Source organism: Streptosporangium sp. 'caverna' (genome assembly GCF_003203775.1).
Lineage (GTDB): Bacteria > Actinomycetota > Actinomycetes > Streptosporangiales > Streptosporangiaceae > Streptosporangium > Streptosporangium subroseum.
Genome location: NZ_CP029711.1, coordinates 10,193,328 through 10,210,489, shown reverse-complemented (window position 1 = coordinate 10,210,489; position 17,162 = coordinate 10,193,328). Strand labels below are relative to the sequence as shown.

At 68.5% G+C, this 17,162-nt stretch carries 15 protein-coding genes; 9 read left to right on the top strand and 6 right to left on the bottom strand.

All coding sequences use genetic code 11. The features are described 5' to 3' along the window. Positions 1 to 1,038 carry an ABC transporter ATP-binding protein gene (locus DKM19_RS44085; protein WP_239513921.1) on the top strand — a complete coding sequence of 346 codons (1,038 nt, stop codon included), beginning with the start codon at positions 1 to 3 and terminating at the stop codon, positions 1,036 to 1,038. Continuing rightward, positions 1,022 to 2,035 carry an ABC transporter ATP-binding protein gene (locus DKM19_RS44080; RefSeq protein ID WP_110704571.1) on the top strand — a complete coding sequence of 338 codons (1,014 nt, stop codon included), beginning with the start codon at positions 1,022 to 1,024 and terminating at the stop codon, positions 2,033 to 2,035. Before DKM19_RS44085 ends, DKM19_RS44080 begins: the two co-directional genes overlap by 17 nt. A gap of 123 nt (positions 2,036 to 2,158) precedes the next feature. On the opposite strand, the gene DKM19_RS44075 is transcribed toward DKM19_RS44080, so the two are convergent. From DKM19_RS44075 to DKM19_RS44065, 4 genes are all read right to left on the bottom strand, one after another. Continuing rightward, positions 2,159 to 2,701, bottom strand: a complete 543-nt coding sequence (locus DKM19_RS44075; protein WP_110704569.1) for a hypothetical protein — start codon at positions 2,699 to 2,701, stop codon at positions 2,159 to 2,161. Positions 2,702 to 2,827: 126 nt separating this feature from the next. Next, complete coding sequence (locus DKM19_RS50300) at positions 2,828 to 3,265, bottom strand: hypothetical protein (RefSeq protein ID WP_162642225.1); 438 nt, start codon at positions 3,263 to 3,265, stop codon at positions 2,828 to 2,830. Further along, a complete protein-coding gene (mycP, locus tag DKM19_RS44070; protein ID WP_162642223.1) occupies positions 3,237 to 4,379 on the bottom strand; it encodes a type VII secretion-associated serine protease mycosin in 1,143 nt (380 codons plus the stop codon). The genes DKM19_RS50300 and mycP overlap by 29 nt, the downstream gene beginning before the upstream one ends. Before the next feature lie 227 nt (positions 4,380 to 4,606). Next, positions 4,607 to 5,413, bottom strand: coding sequence for an S-adenosyl-l-methionine hydroxide adenosyltransferase family protein (locus tag DKM19_RS44065; RefSeq protein ID WP_110704565.1), 807 nt, complete (start codon positions 5,411 to 5,413; stop codon positions 4,607 to 4,609). A 117-nt stretch (positions 5,414 to 5,530) separates the two neighbouring features. Between DKM19_RS44065 and DKM19_RS44060 the strand changes: the two genes are divergently transcribed. Next, the gene (locus DKM19_RS44060; RefSeq protein ID WP_089213427.1) at positions 5,531 to 5,833 is read left to right on the top strand and encodes a DUF3263 domain-containing protein; all 303 of its coding nucleotides are present in this window, start codon (positions 5,531 to 5,533) and stop codon (positions 5,831 to 5,833) included. A 148-nt stretch (positions 5,834 to 5,981) separates the two neighbouring features. Then, a complete protein-coding gene (gene otsB, locus DKM19_RS44055) occupies positions 5,982 to 6,743 on the top strand; it encodes a trehalose-phosphatase (RefSeq protein ID WP_110706413.1) in 762 nt (253 codons plus the stop codon). A gap of 99 nt (positions 6,744 to 6,842) precedes the next feature. Here otsB and DKM19_RS44050 read toward each other — a convergent pair whose 3' ends face one another. Continuing rightward, positions 6,843 to 8,000 carry a sugar MFS transporter gene (locus tag DKM19_RS44050; RefSeq protein ID WP_162642221.1) on the bottom strand — a complete coding sequence of 386 codons (1,158 nt, stop codon included), beginning with the start codon at positions 7,998 to 8,000 and terminating at the stop codon, positions 6,843 to 6,845. 84 nt (positions 8,001 to 8,084) lie between these two features. Beyond that, positions 8,085 to 9,509, bottom strand: coding sequence for a trehalose-6-phosphate synthase (locus DKM19_RS44045; protein ID WP_110704561.1), 1,425 nt, complete (start codon positions 9,507 to 9,509; stop codon positions 8,085 to 8,087). A gap of 269 nt (positions 9,510 to 9,778) precedes the next feature. Here DKM19_RS44045 and DKM19_RS44040 point away from each other — a divergent pair, with 269 nt between their 5' ends. The 5 genes from DKM19_RS44040 (at position 9,779) to DKM19_RS44020 (ending at position 17,074) form a co-directional block, all read left to right on the top strand. Then, complete coding sequence (locus tag DKM19_RS44040; RefSeq protein WP_089213424.1) at positions 9,779 to 10,336, top strand: RNA polymerase sigma factor; 558 nt, start codon at positions 9,779 to 9,781, stop codon at positions 10,334 to 10,336. A gap of 216 nt (positions 10,337 to 10,552) precedes the next feature. Continuing rightward, positions 10,553 to 12,046, top strand: coding sequence for an alpha-lytic protease prodomain-containing protein (locus DKM19_RS44035; protein ID WP_110704559.1), 1,494 nt, complete (start codon positions 10,553 to 10,555; stop codon positions 12,044 to 12,046). A gap of 227 nt (positions 12,047 to 12,273) precedes the next feature. Next, positions 12,274 to 13,773, top strand: coding sequence for a S1 family peptidase (locus DKM19_RS44030; protein ID WP_110704557.1), 1,500 nt, complete (start codon positions 12,274 to 12,276; stop codon positions 13,771 to 13,773). Positions 13,774 to 13,999: 226 nt separating this feature from the next. After that, positions 14,000 to 15,253, top strand: coding sequence for a S1 family peptidase (locus DKM19_RS44025; RefSeq protein ID WP_110704555.1), 1,254 nt, complete (start codon positions 14,000 to 14,002; stop codon positions 15,251 to 15,253). A gap of 291 nt (positions 15,254 to 15,544) precedes the next feature. After that, on the top strand, positions 15,545 to 17,074 hold the full coding sequence (locus tag DKM19_RS44020; protein WP_110704553.1) for a S1 family peptidase: 1,530 nt from the start codon (positions 15,545 to 15,547) through the stop codon (positions 17,072 to 17,074). The last annotated feature ends 88 nt before the right edge of the window (positions 17,075 to 17,162 follow it).

Here is a 17,162-nt window from a genome sequence, read left to right as displayed (position 1 = left end):
GTGAAGAAGACGTCAACGCCGGTGTTGCCGGCCAGGGGAGTCGCGGGCAACGAGCCGTTGCTCGCCGTTGACAACCTGCACGTGGAGTTCGCCACCAGGCAGGGAGCCGTCAAGGCGGTCAACGGGGTCAGCTACGCCCTGAACCCCGGTGAGACGCTCGCCGTGCTCGGCGAGTCGGGCTCGGGGAAGTCGGTGACCGCACAGGCGATCATGGGCATTCTCGACATGCCGCCGGCCCGCATCCCCCGGGGCGAGATCCGTTTCAAGGGCACGGACCTGCTCAGACTGCCGGAGGACGCCCGCTCCCAGATTCGCGGCCAGCGGATCGCGATGATCTTCCAGGACGCGCTCTCCGCGCTGAACCCCGTGTTCACCGTGGGCTCCCAGATCGGCGAGATGTTCCAGGTGCACCGGGGCACCTCCAGGCGCGACGCCCACAAGAAGGCGATCGAGCTGATGGACCGGGTCCGCATCCCCGGAGCCGGGCAGCGGGTGAACGACTATCCGCACCAGTTCTCCGGTGGCATGCGCCAGCGCATCATGATCGCGATGGCGATCGCGCTCGACCCCGAGGTGCTGATCGCGGACGAGCCGACCACCGCGCTCGACGTGACGGTGCAGGCCCAGATCATGGAGCTCCTCGCCGAGCTGCGGCGTGAGAGCAACATGGGCCTGATCCTGATCACCCACGACCTCGGCGTCGTGGCCGACGTGGCCGACAAGATCGCGGTCATGTACGGCGGGCGGATCGTGGAGAACGCCCTCGTGCACGACATCTACCGGGCTCCCGCCCACCCGTACGCCAAGGGCCTGCTCGACTCGATCCCCCGGGTCGACCAGAAGGGCCAGGAACTGTACGCGATCAAGGGCATGCCGCCGAACCTGCTCGACATGCCCTCGGGCTGTTCCTTCCACCCCCGGTGCCCGTACCGTCAGGACATCTGCGTCACCGAGGCGCCGCCGCTCTACGAGATCGGTCCGACGCGCAACAGCGCCTGTCACTACTGGAGGGAGGTCCTCGATGGCAGCCACGGGTGAGCCGATTCTTGAGGTTCGCGACCTGGTCAAGCACTTCCCACTGACCCAGGGCATCCTGCTGAGGAAGCAGATCGGTGCGATCAAGGCCGTGGACGGGGTCTCCTTCGACCTGCGCCGCGGCGAGACGCTCGGCATCGTGGGCGAGTCCGGCTGTGGCAAGTCCACGCTGGCCAAACTCCTGATGGCGCTGGAGCGGCCGACCTCCGGTTCCGTGAAGATCAACGGCCTGGAGATCGCCGATGCCAGGGGCGGCGAGCTCAAGCGGGCCCGCCGCAACATCCAGATGGTCATGCAGGATCCGTACACCTCGCTGAACCCCCGGATGACCGTGGGCGACATCGTCGGCGAGCCGTACGAGATCCACCAGGAGGTCGCGCCCAAGGGCGACCGCCGTCGCAAGGTGCAGGATCTGCTGGAGGTCGTGGGTCTCAACCCCGACCACATCAACCGCTACCCGCACCAGTTCTCCGGCGGGCAGCGCCAGCGCATCGGCATCGCCCGCGGGCTGGCCCTCCAACCGGAGATCATCGTCTGCGACGAGCCGGTGTCCGCGCTCGACGTGTCGATCCAGGCCCAGGTCATCAACCTGCTGGAGCGGCTGCAGAAGGAGTTCGGCCTCGCCTACATCTTCATCGCCCACGACCTGTCGGTGGTCCGCCACATCTCCGACCGGGTCGGCGTGATGTATCTGGGAAAAGTGGTCGAGCTCGGCAGGGACACGGAGATCTACGACCGTCCCGCGCACCCCTACACCCAGGCGCTGCTGTCGGCGGTGCCGGTCCCCGATCCCGAGGGACGCGAGCGGCGTGAGCGGATCATCCTTCAGGGCGACCCGCCGTCCCCGGCCAACCCACCGTCGGGATGCCGGTTCCGTACCCGGTGCTGGAAGGCGCAGGACATCTGCGCCCAGCAGGAGCCGCTGCTGCAGATCCGGCCCGGCACCGCGCACGCGAGTGCCTGCCATTTCGCGGAGACCCACGACGTGGTGCACGTGTAGGGACGCCGAGGGGCGCCGGGGTCCGAAGGCGCAGAAGGCCGGAAACACAGGAGGGCAACGTCTCCACATGTGACATGTGGAGACGTTGCCCTCCCCGGTTGTGCTACCTGCTATCGGTGCTTACTAGCGGTTGGCGCTGCTGAGAATGCCGAGGCCAACGTTGTTGAGGGCGTTGACACCGATGAGGTTGCCGTTCGCCTGGGCGATGCCGTGGCCGAACCCGCTGCCGGCGCTGATGTTGCCGAAGTTGCCGCCGCCGAAGCCGCCGCCGCCGAAGCCACGGCCGAAGCCGCCGCCGAAGCCGCCGCCGTAGATGCCACCGCCGTAGATGCCACCCCCGTAGACGCCGCCGCCGTAGATGCCGCCGCCGTAGATGCCGGCGCCGTAGACGCCGCCACAGGGGGCCGCGTACACAGCGGCCGCCGGCAGGCAGCCGCCGCCGTAGACGCCGGCGCCGTAGACGCCACCGCCGCCGGAGACGACGGTCGTGGGCACGATGGTGTTGCCGTACGTGACGGTGCTCGTCGGAACGAAGGCCGCAGGCCCCGAGACGACGCCACCGCCACAGCAGTTGGCGGACTTGGCCGTGGACGCGGAAGCGACCGCGGCGGGTGCGATAACGGCGATGCCGACGCATGCCGAAGTGATGAGAAGACGACGAATCATTTTTGTGTTCCCCCCGAAAGGAAACCGCGGCAGTTACTGGATTTGGAATATTCCGTCTGCACGCGGCTACTCAACGTAACAGGAGGAGACTATCCATCGACACTTCTTCAATCGGTGCCAGAATGGTCAGGAAGCGGCAATGATCGAAGGGCTATGGCCGAACAAACCTTGGTTAATCGTCAGCTTGCCGTGTGCCTGATCCACCGGACGCGCCGTCGTCATGGCCCGTAACCGCCGGGGTTCCCGGGCCTGCCGGTACGGCTTTGCCGAAGAAGACGAGCTCGGCGTCCACGGCGAACGGCCGTCGATCGCGGGTTCGGCCGCAGGACGGATATGACATACGTGTTTGATTAGGAATATCCGTTTTGCAGGGCGTTCGATATAAAAGCATGGCATATGAGCTCGATCGGGAATATGCGTTCTCCGGGGCGATCGATAAAAGCCGATGATGTTCAATGGATGGTGCCGGTTCGCACGGGAAAATCTGTTCATGTCGGGTCTGGTCGCATAGCTCGGCATCGCGTATTCGAGTTTATCAATGGTAAATAGGAAATTTGCGCGCACGACGGCGGCGCCTGGTCAGCGCGTGTCCCGTCATGGCGAGGACGAGCAGGATCAGCGCGGAGCAGACGATCCTGCGCGAGACGTCGGTGCCACGGACCGGCGCGCCACGGGAGAGGACGGGGGAGGCCGAGGACACCGGGGCCGCGGCGCGCAACGGCCGCCGCTGGGCCTTGGCGGCCGCCTCCAGCGCGTGGGCGGCGTTGACCACGCCGTGGCCGTACTCGGGACTGTGCCCGCCCGTGGGGGTGTGGGTGGTGCCGCGTTCGAGGGCCCAGCGGACCTGAGAGGGGGTCAGCCGCGGGAACTCCGATCTGACCAGCGCCACGACCCCGGCGACGATGGCCGCGGCGGAGCTCGTGCCGTCCCCGATCACGTAGGAGCCGTCGACGGTGGCGCTGACGATCTGGACTCCCGGTGCGACCAGCGACAGATACTTCTGCCTGTTGGAGAACGGCGCCACCCGCATCCTCCTGTCCACCGCGCCCACCGCGATCACGCCCGGATAGGCGGCGGGGAAGTTCCTGCAGTTCGGACCCGCGCCGTCGTTGCCCGCGGAGGCCACCAGCACCGAGCCCCGGTCAAGCGCGTAGCGCACGGCCCTCTCCTCGGTCTCCGCTCCCCGCCACGACCCGCTGCCGCCGCCCAGCGACATGCTGATCACTTGGGCGCCGTGATCGACCGCGTAGCGGATGCCCCTGGCCAGGGCGTTCTCACCCCAGGTGCGGCCCTGACGGCGCTGGGGGTCGTTGTTGTCCAGCGTGACCCTGACGGACAGGATCGTCGCGGCGGGGGCGATCCCGCTCACGCCCCAGGCGTGGTCCTCGCCGTGTCCGCGGCCGGCGATGATGCTCGCCATGGCCGTGCCGTGGCTCTCCCACCGGGGCGTGCCCCGGTTCGTGCCGGTCAGGTCGGTGTCACCGATCACCGCCCCGGTCAGGTCGGGGTGGCGGGCGTCGACCCCGGTGTCCAGCACGGCGACCACCACGTTCTCCCCGCGGGTCCGCTGCCAGGCCTCCGCCACCCCCAGCGGAGCCAGCGACCACTGCTTGGCCCGCGCGGTGGCACCGATGTCGTCGGCCTGGACGGACACCGGGACGGACGTAGACGCAGCCACAGCCGCAGCCATGGTCATGGTCATGGTCATGGCAGCCGAAATGGCCTGAACAGCCAGGACGGTTCGGACCGTTCTGGACGCATGCGTGTAGAACACGGTGACCTCGTCGGAGGGGGATCGGGACACGTCACGGGGATTGTGGCACGCGCCTTACCCCCCAAACCGACGCTTCAGTAAACAGGCCGATACGTAGGGTAATTTCCCTTAGGTCACTTTAATTACACATGTCATGGCACAAGAGATAGTCGTACGTGGGCTCCCGGCGGCAGGCCGAGTCGCTGGGAGGCGTCGCCGGAGTTGACCGCCAGGGCGACCAGCCCGGCCGAGTCGGTGAAGGCGACCAACTCCCCCGGAGGCACCGCGGCGAACGTCTCCTTGAACGGCACCGACACCCGCCGCCTGCCCAGCCAGACCACCAGCGTGTCTCCCGGCCGCACGCCCAGCGTGGCCAGGTCGCCCGCGCTGATCGACAGCTGGGTGTTGCCGTGGCGGTCCACCGACAGCACCTCGCCCTCGGCCGTGCCCTCCTGCACCAGCGAGGTCGGTGCGGGCAGCGAGACCAGCCGGTTCAGCGGGATCTCCGGGCCGAGCTCGGCGAGATCGTGCCCGATCGCCAGGTGTGCCGCCACGGGCGCGAAGAGATCGCGTCCGTGGAAGGTCGGCGAGACCGGTTTCAGGAAGAAGGCCTCGTTGGTCAGCTCGTGGGCGACCCTCGCGCCGCCGCTGGCGTGGATCGCCCACGACAGCAGGCCGTTGTCCGGACCCAGGAACACATGGTCGCCCGCCTCGACGGCCACGGCTCTGCGTGAGCCACCGCCCGCGGGATCCACCACGGCGACGTGCACGCCCGGCGGAAGGTAGGCGATCGTCTGCGCCAGGATCGCGGCGGCGCGCCGTACGTCCCCGGAGGGGATCAGATGGCATACGTCGACGATCCTCGACTCCGGAGATATCCCGATGATGACGCCGTGGCATGCGGCGACGTAGCCGTCTTCGAGGCCGTAATCAGTGAGAAGGCTGATGACAGAGGTCACACCTGGTGACTGTACGTCGCTGGATCCGTCATGAACAGGAGGAAATTTCGGACTATCCTGACTTCGGGCCGCGTGCCCGCGGTGTGGTCACCGTGGGTCCGACCGAGGAGGAAAGCAATGGACACTGCGCCGATCTCCGGTGACAGTGCTGCCCCGGAACCGACCTTGCGGGCTCTCACGGACAGGGAGCGGGAGCTGCTCGCCTTCGAACGCCGGTGGTGGCACTACGCGGGCGCGAAGGAGCAGGCGATCCGCGAGGTCTTCGACGTCTCCGCCACCCGTTACTACCAGCTGCTCGGCGAGCTCATCGACTTACCCCAGGCGCTCGCCCACGATCCGATGCTGGTCAAGCGCCTGCGCCGGCTCCGTGAGACGCGCCGCCGTGACCGCGCCGCCCGGCGGCTGGGCCTGCGTCCCTGATTTCTCAGCACGGCCGATCGGGTTGGGCTTGCATCCCTGATGTCTGGGTATGGCCAGTTCGATATGTGGCTTATCTATGAGGAGCGAGTCCGGTGAGCGAAGCAGGACAGCTGAGCCGACGAGGGGCCGGGCAAGCGTGATCGCGGACATGCCCGACGGGCTGAGAGCGATCGCCGCCGATCCCGCGGGGGCGGTGATCGGACTCGACTTCGACGGCACCCTGTCACCGATCGTGGCCGACCCCGCCGCGGCCAGGATCCATCCGGACGGTCCCGCGGTGCTGACCAGGCTCGGTGCGCTGGTCGGCGCCGTGGTGATCGTGACCGGGCGTCCGGCCGCCGTCGCCGTCGAGTACGGTTCCCTGTCCAAGGTGCCGGGGCTGGTCGTGCTCGGCCACTACGGCCTTGAGCGCTGGGAGGCGGGCACGCTCTCCGCGCCGCCCGTCCATCCGGGACTGTCCAGGGTCAGGGCCGCGCTCGTTCCACTGGTCTCCGGAGTCCCCGGCGCCATGATCGAGGACAAGGAGCGGGCGGTGGCCGTGCACACGCGGCAGACCGCCGACCCGCAGGCGGCGCTCGACGCGCTGCGCGAGCCGGTCGCCAAACTGGCGGCCGAGGCCGGGCTGGCGGTCGAGCCGGGCAAGTTCGTGCTGGAGCTGCGCCCGCAGGGGATGGACAAGGGAGTGGCGCTGAGCGCCTTCCTGCGGGAACGGCAGGCGCGGTCGGTGCTGTTCGCCGGCGACGACCTGGGAGACCTGGCGGCGTTCGCGGCCGTGCGGGCTTCCGGGCTGCCGGGGGTGACGGTGTTCAGCGGGTCGTCCGAGATCGTGGTGGAGGCCGACATCGTCGTGAACGGGCCCGAGGGAGTGATGTGGCTTCTCACCTCGATCGCCGACTCGATCGAGGTCTAGGCCGCCGGCAGGTCCGGGGTCCGGGCCGCCGGAACGCGGGATCGCCGGTCCCGGCGCGGAAGGGACTCCGTCCGCGTACCGGACCCGGGGTCCGGCACGTCACCTGGAGCCGGCCAGGATCCCGCCGATGGCCAGCCCGATCAGGGCGGGAACCATGAGAAACGCCTGGTGGGTGCCGAACGCGTCGCCCAGGGCGCCCAGCAGGAACGGCCCCGCCCCCACCGCGAGGCTGGAGAAGATGGAGGCCACGGCCGTGGCCTGGTCCGCCCGTCCGCCCGAGGCCGCCAGCACCCGCGAGAGCGCCATGGGGAAGTGCAGCGAGGCCCCGAGCCCGGAGACGGCCAGGCCCGCGTAGGAGAGCACCGGCTCCTCGCTCAGCCAGAAGACCGCCCATCCGGCCGCGGTGAGCGCGAGCGCGCCGACGAACAGGATCGTGGGCGCCATCCACAGGGCCAGCCGCGCGCCGGCGAACCGCCCGGCCGCGAGCCCGGCCGTGAACGCGGTCAGCCCGGTCGCCGCCATCGCCGCCGACAGTCCGGTCTGGTCGGCGACCAGCTTCGCCGCCCACAGGTTGAAGCAGAACTCCAGGGCGACGCAGCAGAACAGCACGGCCCCCGCGACGTAGAACGTCCCGCTGAACCGCGCCCTGACCTCCGGGCCGACGCGGACACCGGTGCTCTCGCGCTCGGGAGTCCAGACGCGGCCCATGGTCAGCCCGAGCAGTGCGGTCAGGATCGGGGTCATCAGCAGCGCCGTACGCCAGCCGAGCACGCTCTGCGCGGCGAAGCTGATGACAAACGACGCTCCGATGCCGACGGTCACCCCGACGGCGTTCGCCTCGCTGATCGCCGCCGCGCCGGCGGGGCCGTGGTGGTCGTCGAGCGCGGCCATGCCCGCGTAGAGGGTGATCGAGCCCATCCCGCTGGCGATGCCGTACCCGAGGAGGGTGACCGGCAGCGCGTCGCCGAGCATCACCAGCAGCACCCCGGCGTTCATTCCGGCCAGCCCCGTCCAGGTGACGGCCCGGCGGCCGATCCTCCTGGTCAGCCAGGGGAGGGCGAGACCCGTGAGGATGCCGCCGACGGCCATCGAGGTGCCGTGCAGCCCGGCGACCGCCTGTGACAGACCCCGGTCGATGCGGAGGAGCGGAAGCGCGGCGCTGAGGCCGTACAGGTAGGTGGCGAAGACGCTGAGCTGGAGATAGATCAGCCAGGTCGCGCGATCACGGGTCAGCCGGACGGGCGCGATGGCGGCCACTGTTCTCCCGAGTATTAAAGATGAAATACCGGAAAAAATTATCGCACGGCAGGCGAAAGCGCCCCGGGGCCACGGGAGGGCGGGTTATTTGAGGGCGGCGAGCTGGTCCGCGAACCAGAGGTGCGGAGGCAGCGCGGTGGCCGCGGCGGCCAGGAGGGTGCCCCGCCTGAGGCGTTCGCCCTCGGACATGACCAGGCCCTCGCGGAGGGCGGAGGCCGTGGCCGAGACGTCGTAGGGGTTGACCGTCAGCGCGTGCTCGCCCAGCTCGGCGGCGGCGCCCGCCTCCCGGGACAGGATCAGCGCGCTGCGCGGCGACAGGATGGGGCCCTCCTTGGCCACCAGGTTCATGCCGTCGCGGATCGGGTTGACCAGCAGCACGTCGGCCAGCCGGTAGGCGGCCAGCGAGCGCGGATAGTCGTCGTTCACGTTGAGGATCAGCGGATCCCAGTCCTCGGTGCCGTACTCGTCCTCGATCTCCTTGGCGCTGCGCTGCACCGCCGCGGTGTATTCACGGTATTCGGGCAGGTCATGCCGGGACGGGTAGGCGAAGGCGAGGTGTACGACCCGGCCGTGCCACTCCGGGTGGGTCGCGAGGAACTCCCGGTAGGCGGCCAGGCCCCTGACGATGTTCTTGGACAGCTCCGTCCTGTCGATCCGCACGATCAGCATGCGGTCGCCGACCTGGTCGCGGAGGGCGGCCATGTGCGACTCGACGTCGGGCTCGGAAGCCCGCGTCCAGAGTGCCTCGCCGTCCACGCCCAGGCTGTGCACGCCGATCCGGGTGGTCCTGCCCGCATGCGTGACGGTACGGCCTCGGCGGTCCACCTGGGCCCCGAGCACCGTCTCGCAGCAGTCCATGAAGGCCCCGGCCCAGCGCGCGGTCAGGAAGCCCGCGTGGTCGGCGCCCAGGATGCCCTCGAGCAGCTCGGTCCCGACGTCGTCGGGGAGCAGGGCGAAGTATTCGGGCGGCGCCCAGGGGGTGTGCGAGAAGTGCGCCACCCGCAGGTCGGGGCGCTCGCCCCTGAGCATGGCCGGGACCAGGCTCAGGTGGTAGTCCTGCACCATCACCCTCGCGCCGTGCGCGGCCTCCTCGGCCAGTGCCATCGCGAACGCCTCGTTGTAGGCCTGGTACGACTCCCACTCCCGGCGGAACCTGGCGTCGAAGTGCGGCATGTTGGGCGTGTCGTAGAGGAGATGGTGGACGAACCAGAGGGTCGAGTTGGCGACCGCGTTGTAGGCCCGGTGGAAGGTCGCCGGGGGGATGTCGAGCATCCGCAGCGCTCCGGTGTCATAGCCGGCCTGGTCCAGCCGGCCGCCGGGCGCCAGCCGTACGGCACCGCGGTCGCCGTCGGAGAGCGCGGCGCAGACCCAGAGCACGTTGAGATCTTTGGCGACCTCCGACAGGCCGGAGACCAGGCCGCCGCCACCCCTGCGCATGGACAGCGAGCCGTCCTCGGAGAGGATGAAAGAGACGGGGCCGCGGTTCGAAGCGACCAGGATCGCGTTCATTCGGACCCCTTCCACCTAGGGACGCGCTTGTCCTGAAGGTTAACCGGGACGTCACCAAGATGCTCTGGACTTCAGGCCAGGGAAGAATGGCGTCGGTCAGATTGTGTCAGCTCTTGTCATCAGGTTGGTGGATATGCAATGTTTTTGCGCTGCCCCTGGAGCTGGGGCGGGGTCGGTTCGGGTGGGGGTTCCGGTCGGTGAGGGCGTTACCGAACGTGGTTCCCGACCGTAGGATGTCCAGCGACTGTGACCGCTGATGGGGGTCCACGATGGCGCTGGACGAGACGACCGAGGAACTGGCCCGCGGGGCCGCCCAAGGTGATCACCGGGCCCTGGGCGAGCTGCTGAAGCGGATCGAGCCGGACGTGCTGCGGCACTGCGGGCGGATCCTTCCCTATCGGCAGGACGCCGAGGAGGCCTCCCAGGACACGCTGCTGGCGGTTGCCCGCAACATCGGCCGCTTCGAGGGGCGGGCACGGTTCAGCACCTGGCTGCACATCGTGACCGCCAACTGCGCCAGGACCACCTATCGCTCGCTGAAGCGACGTTCCGCCGAGCAGGGGTCGGACGATCTGCTTCTTCAGAAGCCCGACGTCGCCAGGGTGAGTGTGATCGCCGGGTCCAGGCTGGACCTGCTCGACGCGATGGAGGCGCTGGAGGCTGAGAAGCCCGACCTGGCCCAGGCGCTGGTGCTGCGTGACATCTGCCAGCTCGACTACAACGAGGTGGCCGACCAGCTCCGTATCCCGCTCGGCACCGCCAAGTCCCGCATCCATCAGGCGCGCAAATACGTCCAGGGCGCCCTGGGCGACGCCTATGGATTCTGACCCTCGACGGGGTGGCGGGAAGCGCTCCTCCTCGGAGCTTCCGAAGGGTTGAGCGCGCGGGGACGGGCTCCGAATCGTCGCCGCGTGGCGCGTGGCTTTTCCGGCCTTCACCGTCAACGGCTGGATTAAGGTGGAGTTGCCCACATCGCATGATCAATCTGCGATATGAGGCGACCCCCCCTCATGCCTGGAAAGCCGAGGCCGAGGAGAGACCCCGTGTCCCGCAGACATGCCGCTACCGCGGGCCGCGTCCTGGCGGTGGCCGCCCTCGTCCTGGTGACCATCCCGATCGCCCGGAGCGAGGCAGTGGCCGCACGGCTTGCTCTGTCCGTCTGGAAACCGCCGCCGGGCATGCTTGCGGCACTTCAGCGTGATCTCCATATCACCGTTGAGCAGGCGCAGGCACGTCTGCTCAACGAGGCCCGGTTCGCACCGATCGAGGCACATCTCCGCAGGAGACTCGGGGATCGCTTCGCGGGTTCCTGGCTCATCGGGTCCACGTCGCAGATCCTCGTGGTGGCCACCACGGACTCCGCCGATCTTCCCCAGATCACCGCGACGGGCGCCCGGGGTGAGGTCGTCGGCCGGTCGCTGGCGCGTCTCGACGCGACTCTCAAGGAGGTCGACGCGGCGCTGGCCACCCACCCGAACGGGCGGGTGCGCTTGGTCGACGTGAGGACCAACAAGGTCATCGTCCTGTCCGACGCGGCCCCGGCGACCGAGGATTTCCTGGAGGCCGCGGGTGTGGATCTGGTCGCGGTGCGGGTGCTGCCGTTCGCGGAGCGGCCCCGGCCCCTCTCCGATCTGCTGGGCGGTGACCCTTACTACGTTGGCTCCGTGAATCGCTGCTCGATCGGTTTCTCGGTGTTTCGCGGAACCCAGAGCGGTTTTGTCAGCTCTGGTCACTGCGGGGTGGCGGGCAACACCACCACCGGCGCCGACCGGACCGACCAGGGCGTCTTTCAGGCCTCGACTTTCCCGGCCAGTGACTTCGCGTGGGTCTCGGTGAACGACGGCTGGACGCCCCGGCCATCGGTGAAAAACGGCAGCGGCGGCACCGTGAGCGTGGCCGGCTCCCGGGCGGCCGTCGAGGGGGCCTCGGTCTGCCGGTCGGGCTCTGCCACCGGCTGGCACTGCGGCACCATCCTGCAGCGTAATGCCAGCGTCGCCTACCCTCAGGGCAATGTCTTCGAGCTGATCCGCACCAATACCTGCGCCGAGCCGGGCGACTCCGGTGGCTCCTTCGTCTCCGGTGAGCAGGCGCAGGGGGTCGCCTCCGGCGGCTCCGGCGACTGCACCTCGGGTGGTATCACCTACTACCAGCCGGTCAACGAGATCCTCACGACCTACGGTCTGAGCCTGGTGACCACCGCCGGCAACCCTCCGCAGATGAGCACGGGCACCTGCACCGGCTATCCGGCCACCGCCACCGGAACCACGAACAGCGGTCAGGCCGTCTATCAGCCGAAGAGCCTGTACCAATCGGCCGTTGCCGGTGTCCATTACGGCTGCCTGGACGCCGACGACGGCGTTGACTTCGACCTTTATCTCGAGAGGCGGGTCGGTTCGGCCTGGAGCACCGTCGCCACCTCCAACGGTTCGGGGGCCGACGAGAAGATCAGCTACACGGGCCCGGCGGGCTCCTACCGCTACCGGGTGGTCTCCGCGAGCGGCTCCGGCCCCTACACCCTGGGATATAGGACGCCATGATCCGCCCCTGGTCTTCCTCTCCGGCGCCGATCGTCGACTCCACTCCAGACAAACCATGCCCAGACCGGATATGGATCCGGCCCGAAATCGTCGCCCGCGTGGCGCGCGGCTCTGCCGTCTTGACCGGCAGCACCTGGATTAAGGTGGCGTTGCCCACATCGCATGACCAACCTGCGACATGAGGCGCTCTCCCTCCTGCCCGGAAAGCCGAGGCCGAGGAGAGATCCGTGTCCCGCAGACATATCACCATCACGGGCCGCGTCCTGATGATCACTGTCCTTGCTCTGACGACCGCCCCGGTCGTCGCCGAACCTCAGGTGGCGGGTTTCCCAGCCGCTTCGGCCGCATGGAAACCACCGCCGGGCATGCTTGTGGCACTTCAGCGTGATCTCCATATCACCGTTGAGCAGGCGCAGGCGCGTCTGCTCAACGAGGCCCGGTTCGCACCGACCGAGGCGCAGCTCCGCAGGAGGCTCGGTGACCGTTTCGGCGGTTCCTGGCTCATGGGATCCAGGTCGCAGATCCTCGTGGTGGCCACCACGGATCCCGCCGATCTTCCCCAGATCTCCGCCGTGGGCGCCCGGGGTGAGGTCGTCGGCCGGTCGCTGGCGCGTCTCGACGCGACTCTCAAGGAGGTCGACGCGGCGCTGGCCACCCACCCGAACGGGCGGGTGCGCTATGTCGACGTGAGGACCAACAAGGTCATCGTCCTGTCCGATGCGCCCTCGGCGACCGAAGACGTCATCGAGGCCGCGGATGTGGATCTGGTCGCGGTGCGAGTGGTGTCGTCCACCGAGAAGCCCCGGCCCCTCGGCGACCTGCTGGGCGGCGACGCCTACTACATCGGCGGCACCGTGAGTCGCTGCTCGATCGGTTTCTCGGTGCTTCGCGGAACCCAGAGCGGTTTTGTCAGCTCTGGTCACTGCGGGGTGGCGGGCAACACCACCACCGGCGCCGACCGGACCGACCAGGGCGTCTTCCAGGCCTCGAACTTCCCGGGGAGCGATTTCGCGTGGGTCTCGGTGAACGACGGCTGGACGCCCCGGCCATCGGTGAAAAACGGCAGCGGCGGCACCGTGAGCGTGGCCGGCTCCCGGGCGGCCGTCGAGGGGGCCTCGGTCTGCCGGTCGGGCTCTGCCACCGGCTGGCACTGCGGCACGATCCTGCAGCGTAATGCCAGCGTCGTTTATCTCCAGGGCACGGTCTCCGAACTGATCCGCACCAATGCCTGCGCCGAGCCGGGCGACTCCGGTGGCTCCTTCGTCTCCGGTGAGCAGGCGCAGGGGGTCGCCTCCGGCGGCTCCGGTGACTGCGGCGCCGGTGGTTTCACCTACTACCAGCCGGTCAACGAGATCCTCACGATCTATGGTCTGAGCCTGGTGACCACCGCCGGCAATCCTCCGCAGATGAGCACGGGCACCTGCACCGGCTATCCGGTCACCGCCGCCGCCACCCTGAACGGCGGTCAGGCCGTCTATCAGCCGAAGAGCCTGTACCAATCGGCCGTTGCCGGTGTCCATTACGGCTGCCTGGACGCCGACGACGGCGTTGACTTCGACCTTTATCTCGAGAGGCGGGTCGGTTCGGCCTGGAGCACCGTCGCCACCTCCAACGGTTCGGGGGCCGACGAGAAGATCAGCTACACGGGCCCGGCGGGCTCCTACCGCTACCGGGTGGTCTCCGCGAGCGGCTCCGGCCCCTACACCCTGGGATACAAGGCACCTTGAGCCACCCACGACCCTCCTCCGAGGCTGACCGTCGAGCACACCCGGAGGCCGGAGAACGCCGGGGATGCGGACTCGGCCCGAAATCGTCGCCCGCGTGGCGTGCGGCTCTGCCGTCTTGACCGTCAACGGCTGGATTAAGGTGGCGTTGCCCACATCGCATGATCAACCTGCGATATGAGGCGATCTCCCCCCTCATGCCTGGAAAGCAGAGGTCGAGGAGAGACACATGTCCCGCAGACATGCCGTTACCGCAGGGTGCGTCCTGGCGATCACCGCCCTTACCCTGACGGCCGTCCCGGTCGCCGCCCAACCGCGGACAACGGGCCTCCAGGCCGCCCCACTCCCTCGGAAACCGCCGCCGCGATTCCCTCCGGGTGTGGTCGAGGCACTCCAGCGCGATCTCCACATCACCAGGGAGCAGGCGCAGGCCCGCCTGCTCAACGAGGCCCGCCTGGCGCCGATCGAGGCGAAGCTCCGCAGCCGGCTCGGGGCCCACTTCGGCGGCTCCTGGTTCACGGGAACCATCGCCCAGACCCTGGTGGTGGCCACCACCGATCCCGCCGACCTCCCTCAGATCATCGCCGCGGGAGCCCAGGGCGAAGTCGTCAAACGGTCGTATGCGGAACTCATCCCTATCAAGCGGAAACTTGACCAGGCTCTGCCCGCACCCCCACGCGGGGGGAACGTGCGTTACATCGACGTGAAGATCAACAAGGTTGTCGTCCTCTCTCCGATACCAGCGGAGACCGAGAAAGTCATCAAGGCCATCGGTGTGGACATGACCTCGGTGACGGTGATGTTCTCCACCGAGCGACCGCAGCCCCTCGGCGATGTGCGAGGTGGCGACCCCTACTACATCGGCGCCACGGCTCGCTGCTCCATCGGCTTCTCCGTGACCCGGGGCAACCAGAACGGGTTCGTCAGCGCCGGTCACTGCGGGAAGGCGGGCGAGACCACCACCGGAGGCGACCGGACCGCCCTGGGCGCCTTCCAAAGATCGACCTTCCCGGTCGGTGACTACGCCTGGGTCGCGGTGAACGCCAACTGGACACCCAGGCCGGTGGTACGCGACGGCGGCAGTGGGAGCAGGGACACCGTGCCGGTCAGCGGCTTCAGATCGGCCGTCGAGGGGGCCTCGGTCTGCCGGTCGGGCTCTTCCACCGGCTGGCGCTGCGGCGTCATCCTGCAGCGCGACACCAGCGTCATCTATCCCCAGGGGGCGGTCTCCGGGCTGACCCGCGCCAAAGTCTGCGCCGAACTCGGCGACTCCGGGGGTTCCCTCATCTCGGTGGACCAGGCCCAGGGCATCACCTCCGGCGGCTCCGGCGACTGTACCTCGGGTGGCGTCACCTACTTTCAGCCGATCAACAAGATCCTCACGGCTTACGGCCTCACCCTGGTGACCATCGACGGCGACTCCCCGTCGCCGGACGCGGGCGCAACCGCACCGGTTCTCCGAACATCATCGCCCGCACCCTGAACAGCGGGCAGAACGTCTACAGCCGAACAACCGGAGCCGTCAGATGAACGTCACCGGGGTCCATGCCCGTTCCCGGTTCTCCCCACGATGCCGATCGATGAGGAGCCTCGGGCAGACCATGTCCGGAGTGCTGATCTGGCCGGAAATCGTCGTCCGCGTGGCGTGCGGCTTTTGCCATCTTGACCGGCAACACCTGGATTAAGGTGGCGTTGCCCATATCGCATGATCAACCTGCGGTAAGAGGCGATCTCCCCCCTCATGCTTGGAAAGCCGAGGTCGAGGAGAGACCCCATGTCCCGCAGACATGCCGTTACCGCAGGGTGCGTCCTGGCGATCACCGCCCTTACTCTGACGGCCGCTCCGGTCGCCGCCCAACCTCAGACGACGAGTTCCCATGCCGCTTCGGCCGGCTGGAAGCCGCCGCCGGGTATGATCGCGGCGCTCCAGCGTGATCTCAAGCTCACCGCTGAGCAGGCGCAGGCCCGCCTGCTCAACGAGGCCCGCCTGGCGCCGGTCGAGGCGAAGCTCCGCAGCCTGCTGGGCGACCGCTTCGGCGGCTCCTGGTTCACGGGAACCATCGCCCAGACCCTGGTGGTGGCCACCACCGATCCCGCCGACCTCCCTCAGATCATCGCCGCGGGAGCCCAGGGCGAAGTCGTCAAACGGTCGTATACGGAACTCAGCACGGCCATGGACGGCCTCGATGACAACCTGCCCGGCCACGCCAATGGGGGAGCCGTACGCTACGTCGATGTGAGGAACAACCGGATCGTCGTTCTCACGACCGATCCGCTGGTGACCGAGGATCTCATCCAGGCCTCCGGGGTGGATTCGAGCATGGTGCGTCCGGTGCCCTCCACCGAGAAACCCCGGCTCTTTGACGACGTGCGGGGCGGCGACGCCTACTACATCGGCAGCGCGAGTCGCTGTTCGATCGGTTTCGCGGTGACGCGCGGAGCTCAGAACGGTTTTGCCAGCGCCGGCCACTGCGGGAAGGCGGGCGAGACCACCACCGGAGTCAACCGTGCCGCCCAGGGCGTCTTCCAGGCGTCGAGCTTCCCGGTCAATGACTACGCCTGGGTCGCGGTGAACGCCACCTGGATGCTCAGACCGGTGGTGAACAACGGCAGCGGCGGCACCATACCCGTCGTCGGTTCCAGGGCCGCCATCGAGGGCGCCTCGGTCTGCCGGTCGGGCTCCACCACCGGCTGGCACTGCGGCACGATCCAGCAGCGCGACACCAGCGTCACCTACCCCCAGGGCACGATCTACGAGCTCACCCGCACCAGCGTCTGTGCGGAGCCCGGTGACTCCGGCGGGTCCTTCATCTCGGTGGACCAGGCCCAGGGCGTCACCTCCGGCGGCTCCGGCAACTGCAGTGACGGTGGTGTCACCTACTTCCAGCCGATCAACGAGATCCTCACGACCTACGGCCTGAGTCTGGTGACCACCACCGGCACCACTCCGCCGGGTGTCACTCCGCCAGGCACGACCCCCCCGGGCGCGGGCACCTGCACCGGCCTGCCGAAGAACGTCACCGGCACCCTGACCAATGGACAGAGCGTCTACCAGCCGAACAACCGGAACTACCAGACCACTGTCGCCGGTGTTCACTCCGCTTGCCTGGATGCCGCCGACGGCGTCGATTTCGACCTTTTCCTGGAGAAGTGGAACGGTCGGACGTGGGCTACCGTCGCCACCTCTGACAGTCCGAACCCCGATGAGAAGATCAGCTACAGCGGCGCGCCCGGGTACTACCGCTACCGGGTGGTCTCCGCGAGCGGCTCCGGCTCCTACAAGCTGGGGTACAAGACGCCGTGACCCGTCTTCCGGCTCTCCCGCCGATGACGAACCGCGCCCCAGAGTAGATCGCATCTGGGGTGCGGGTCCGGCCTGAAATCGCCGCCGC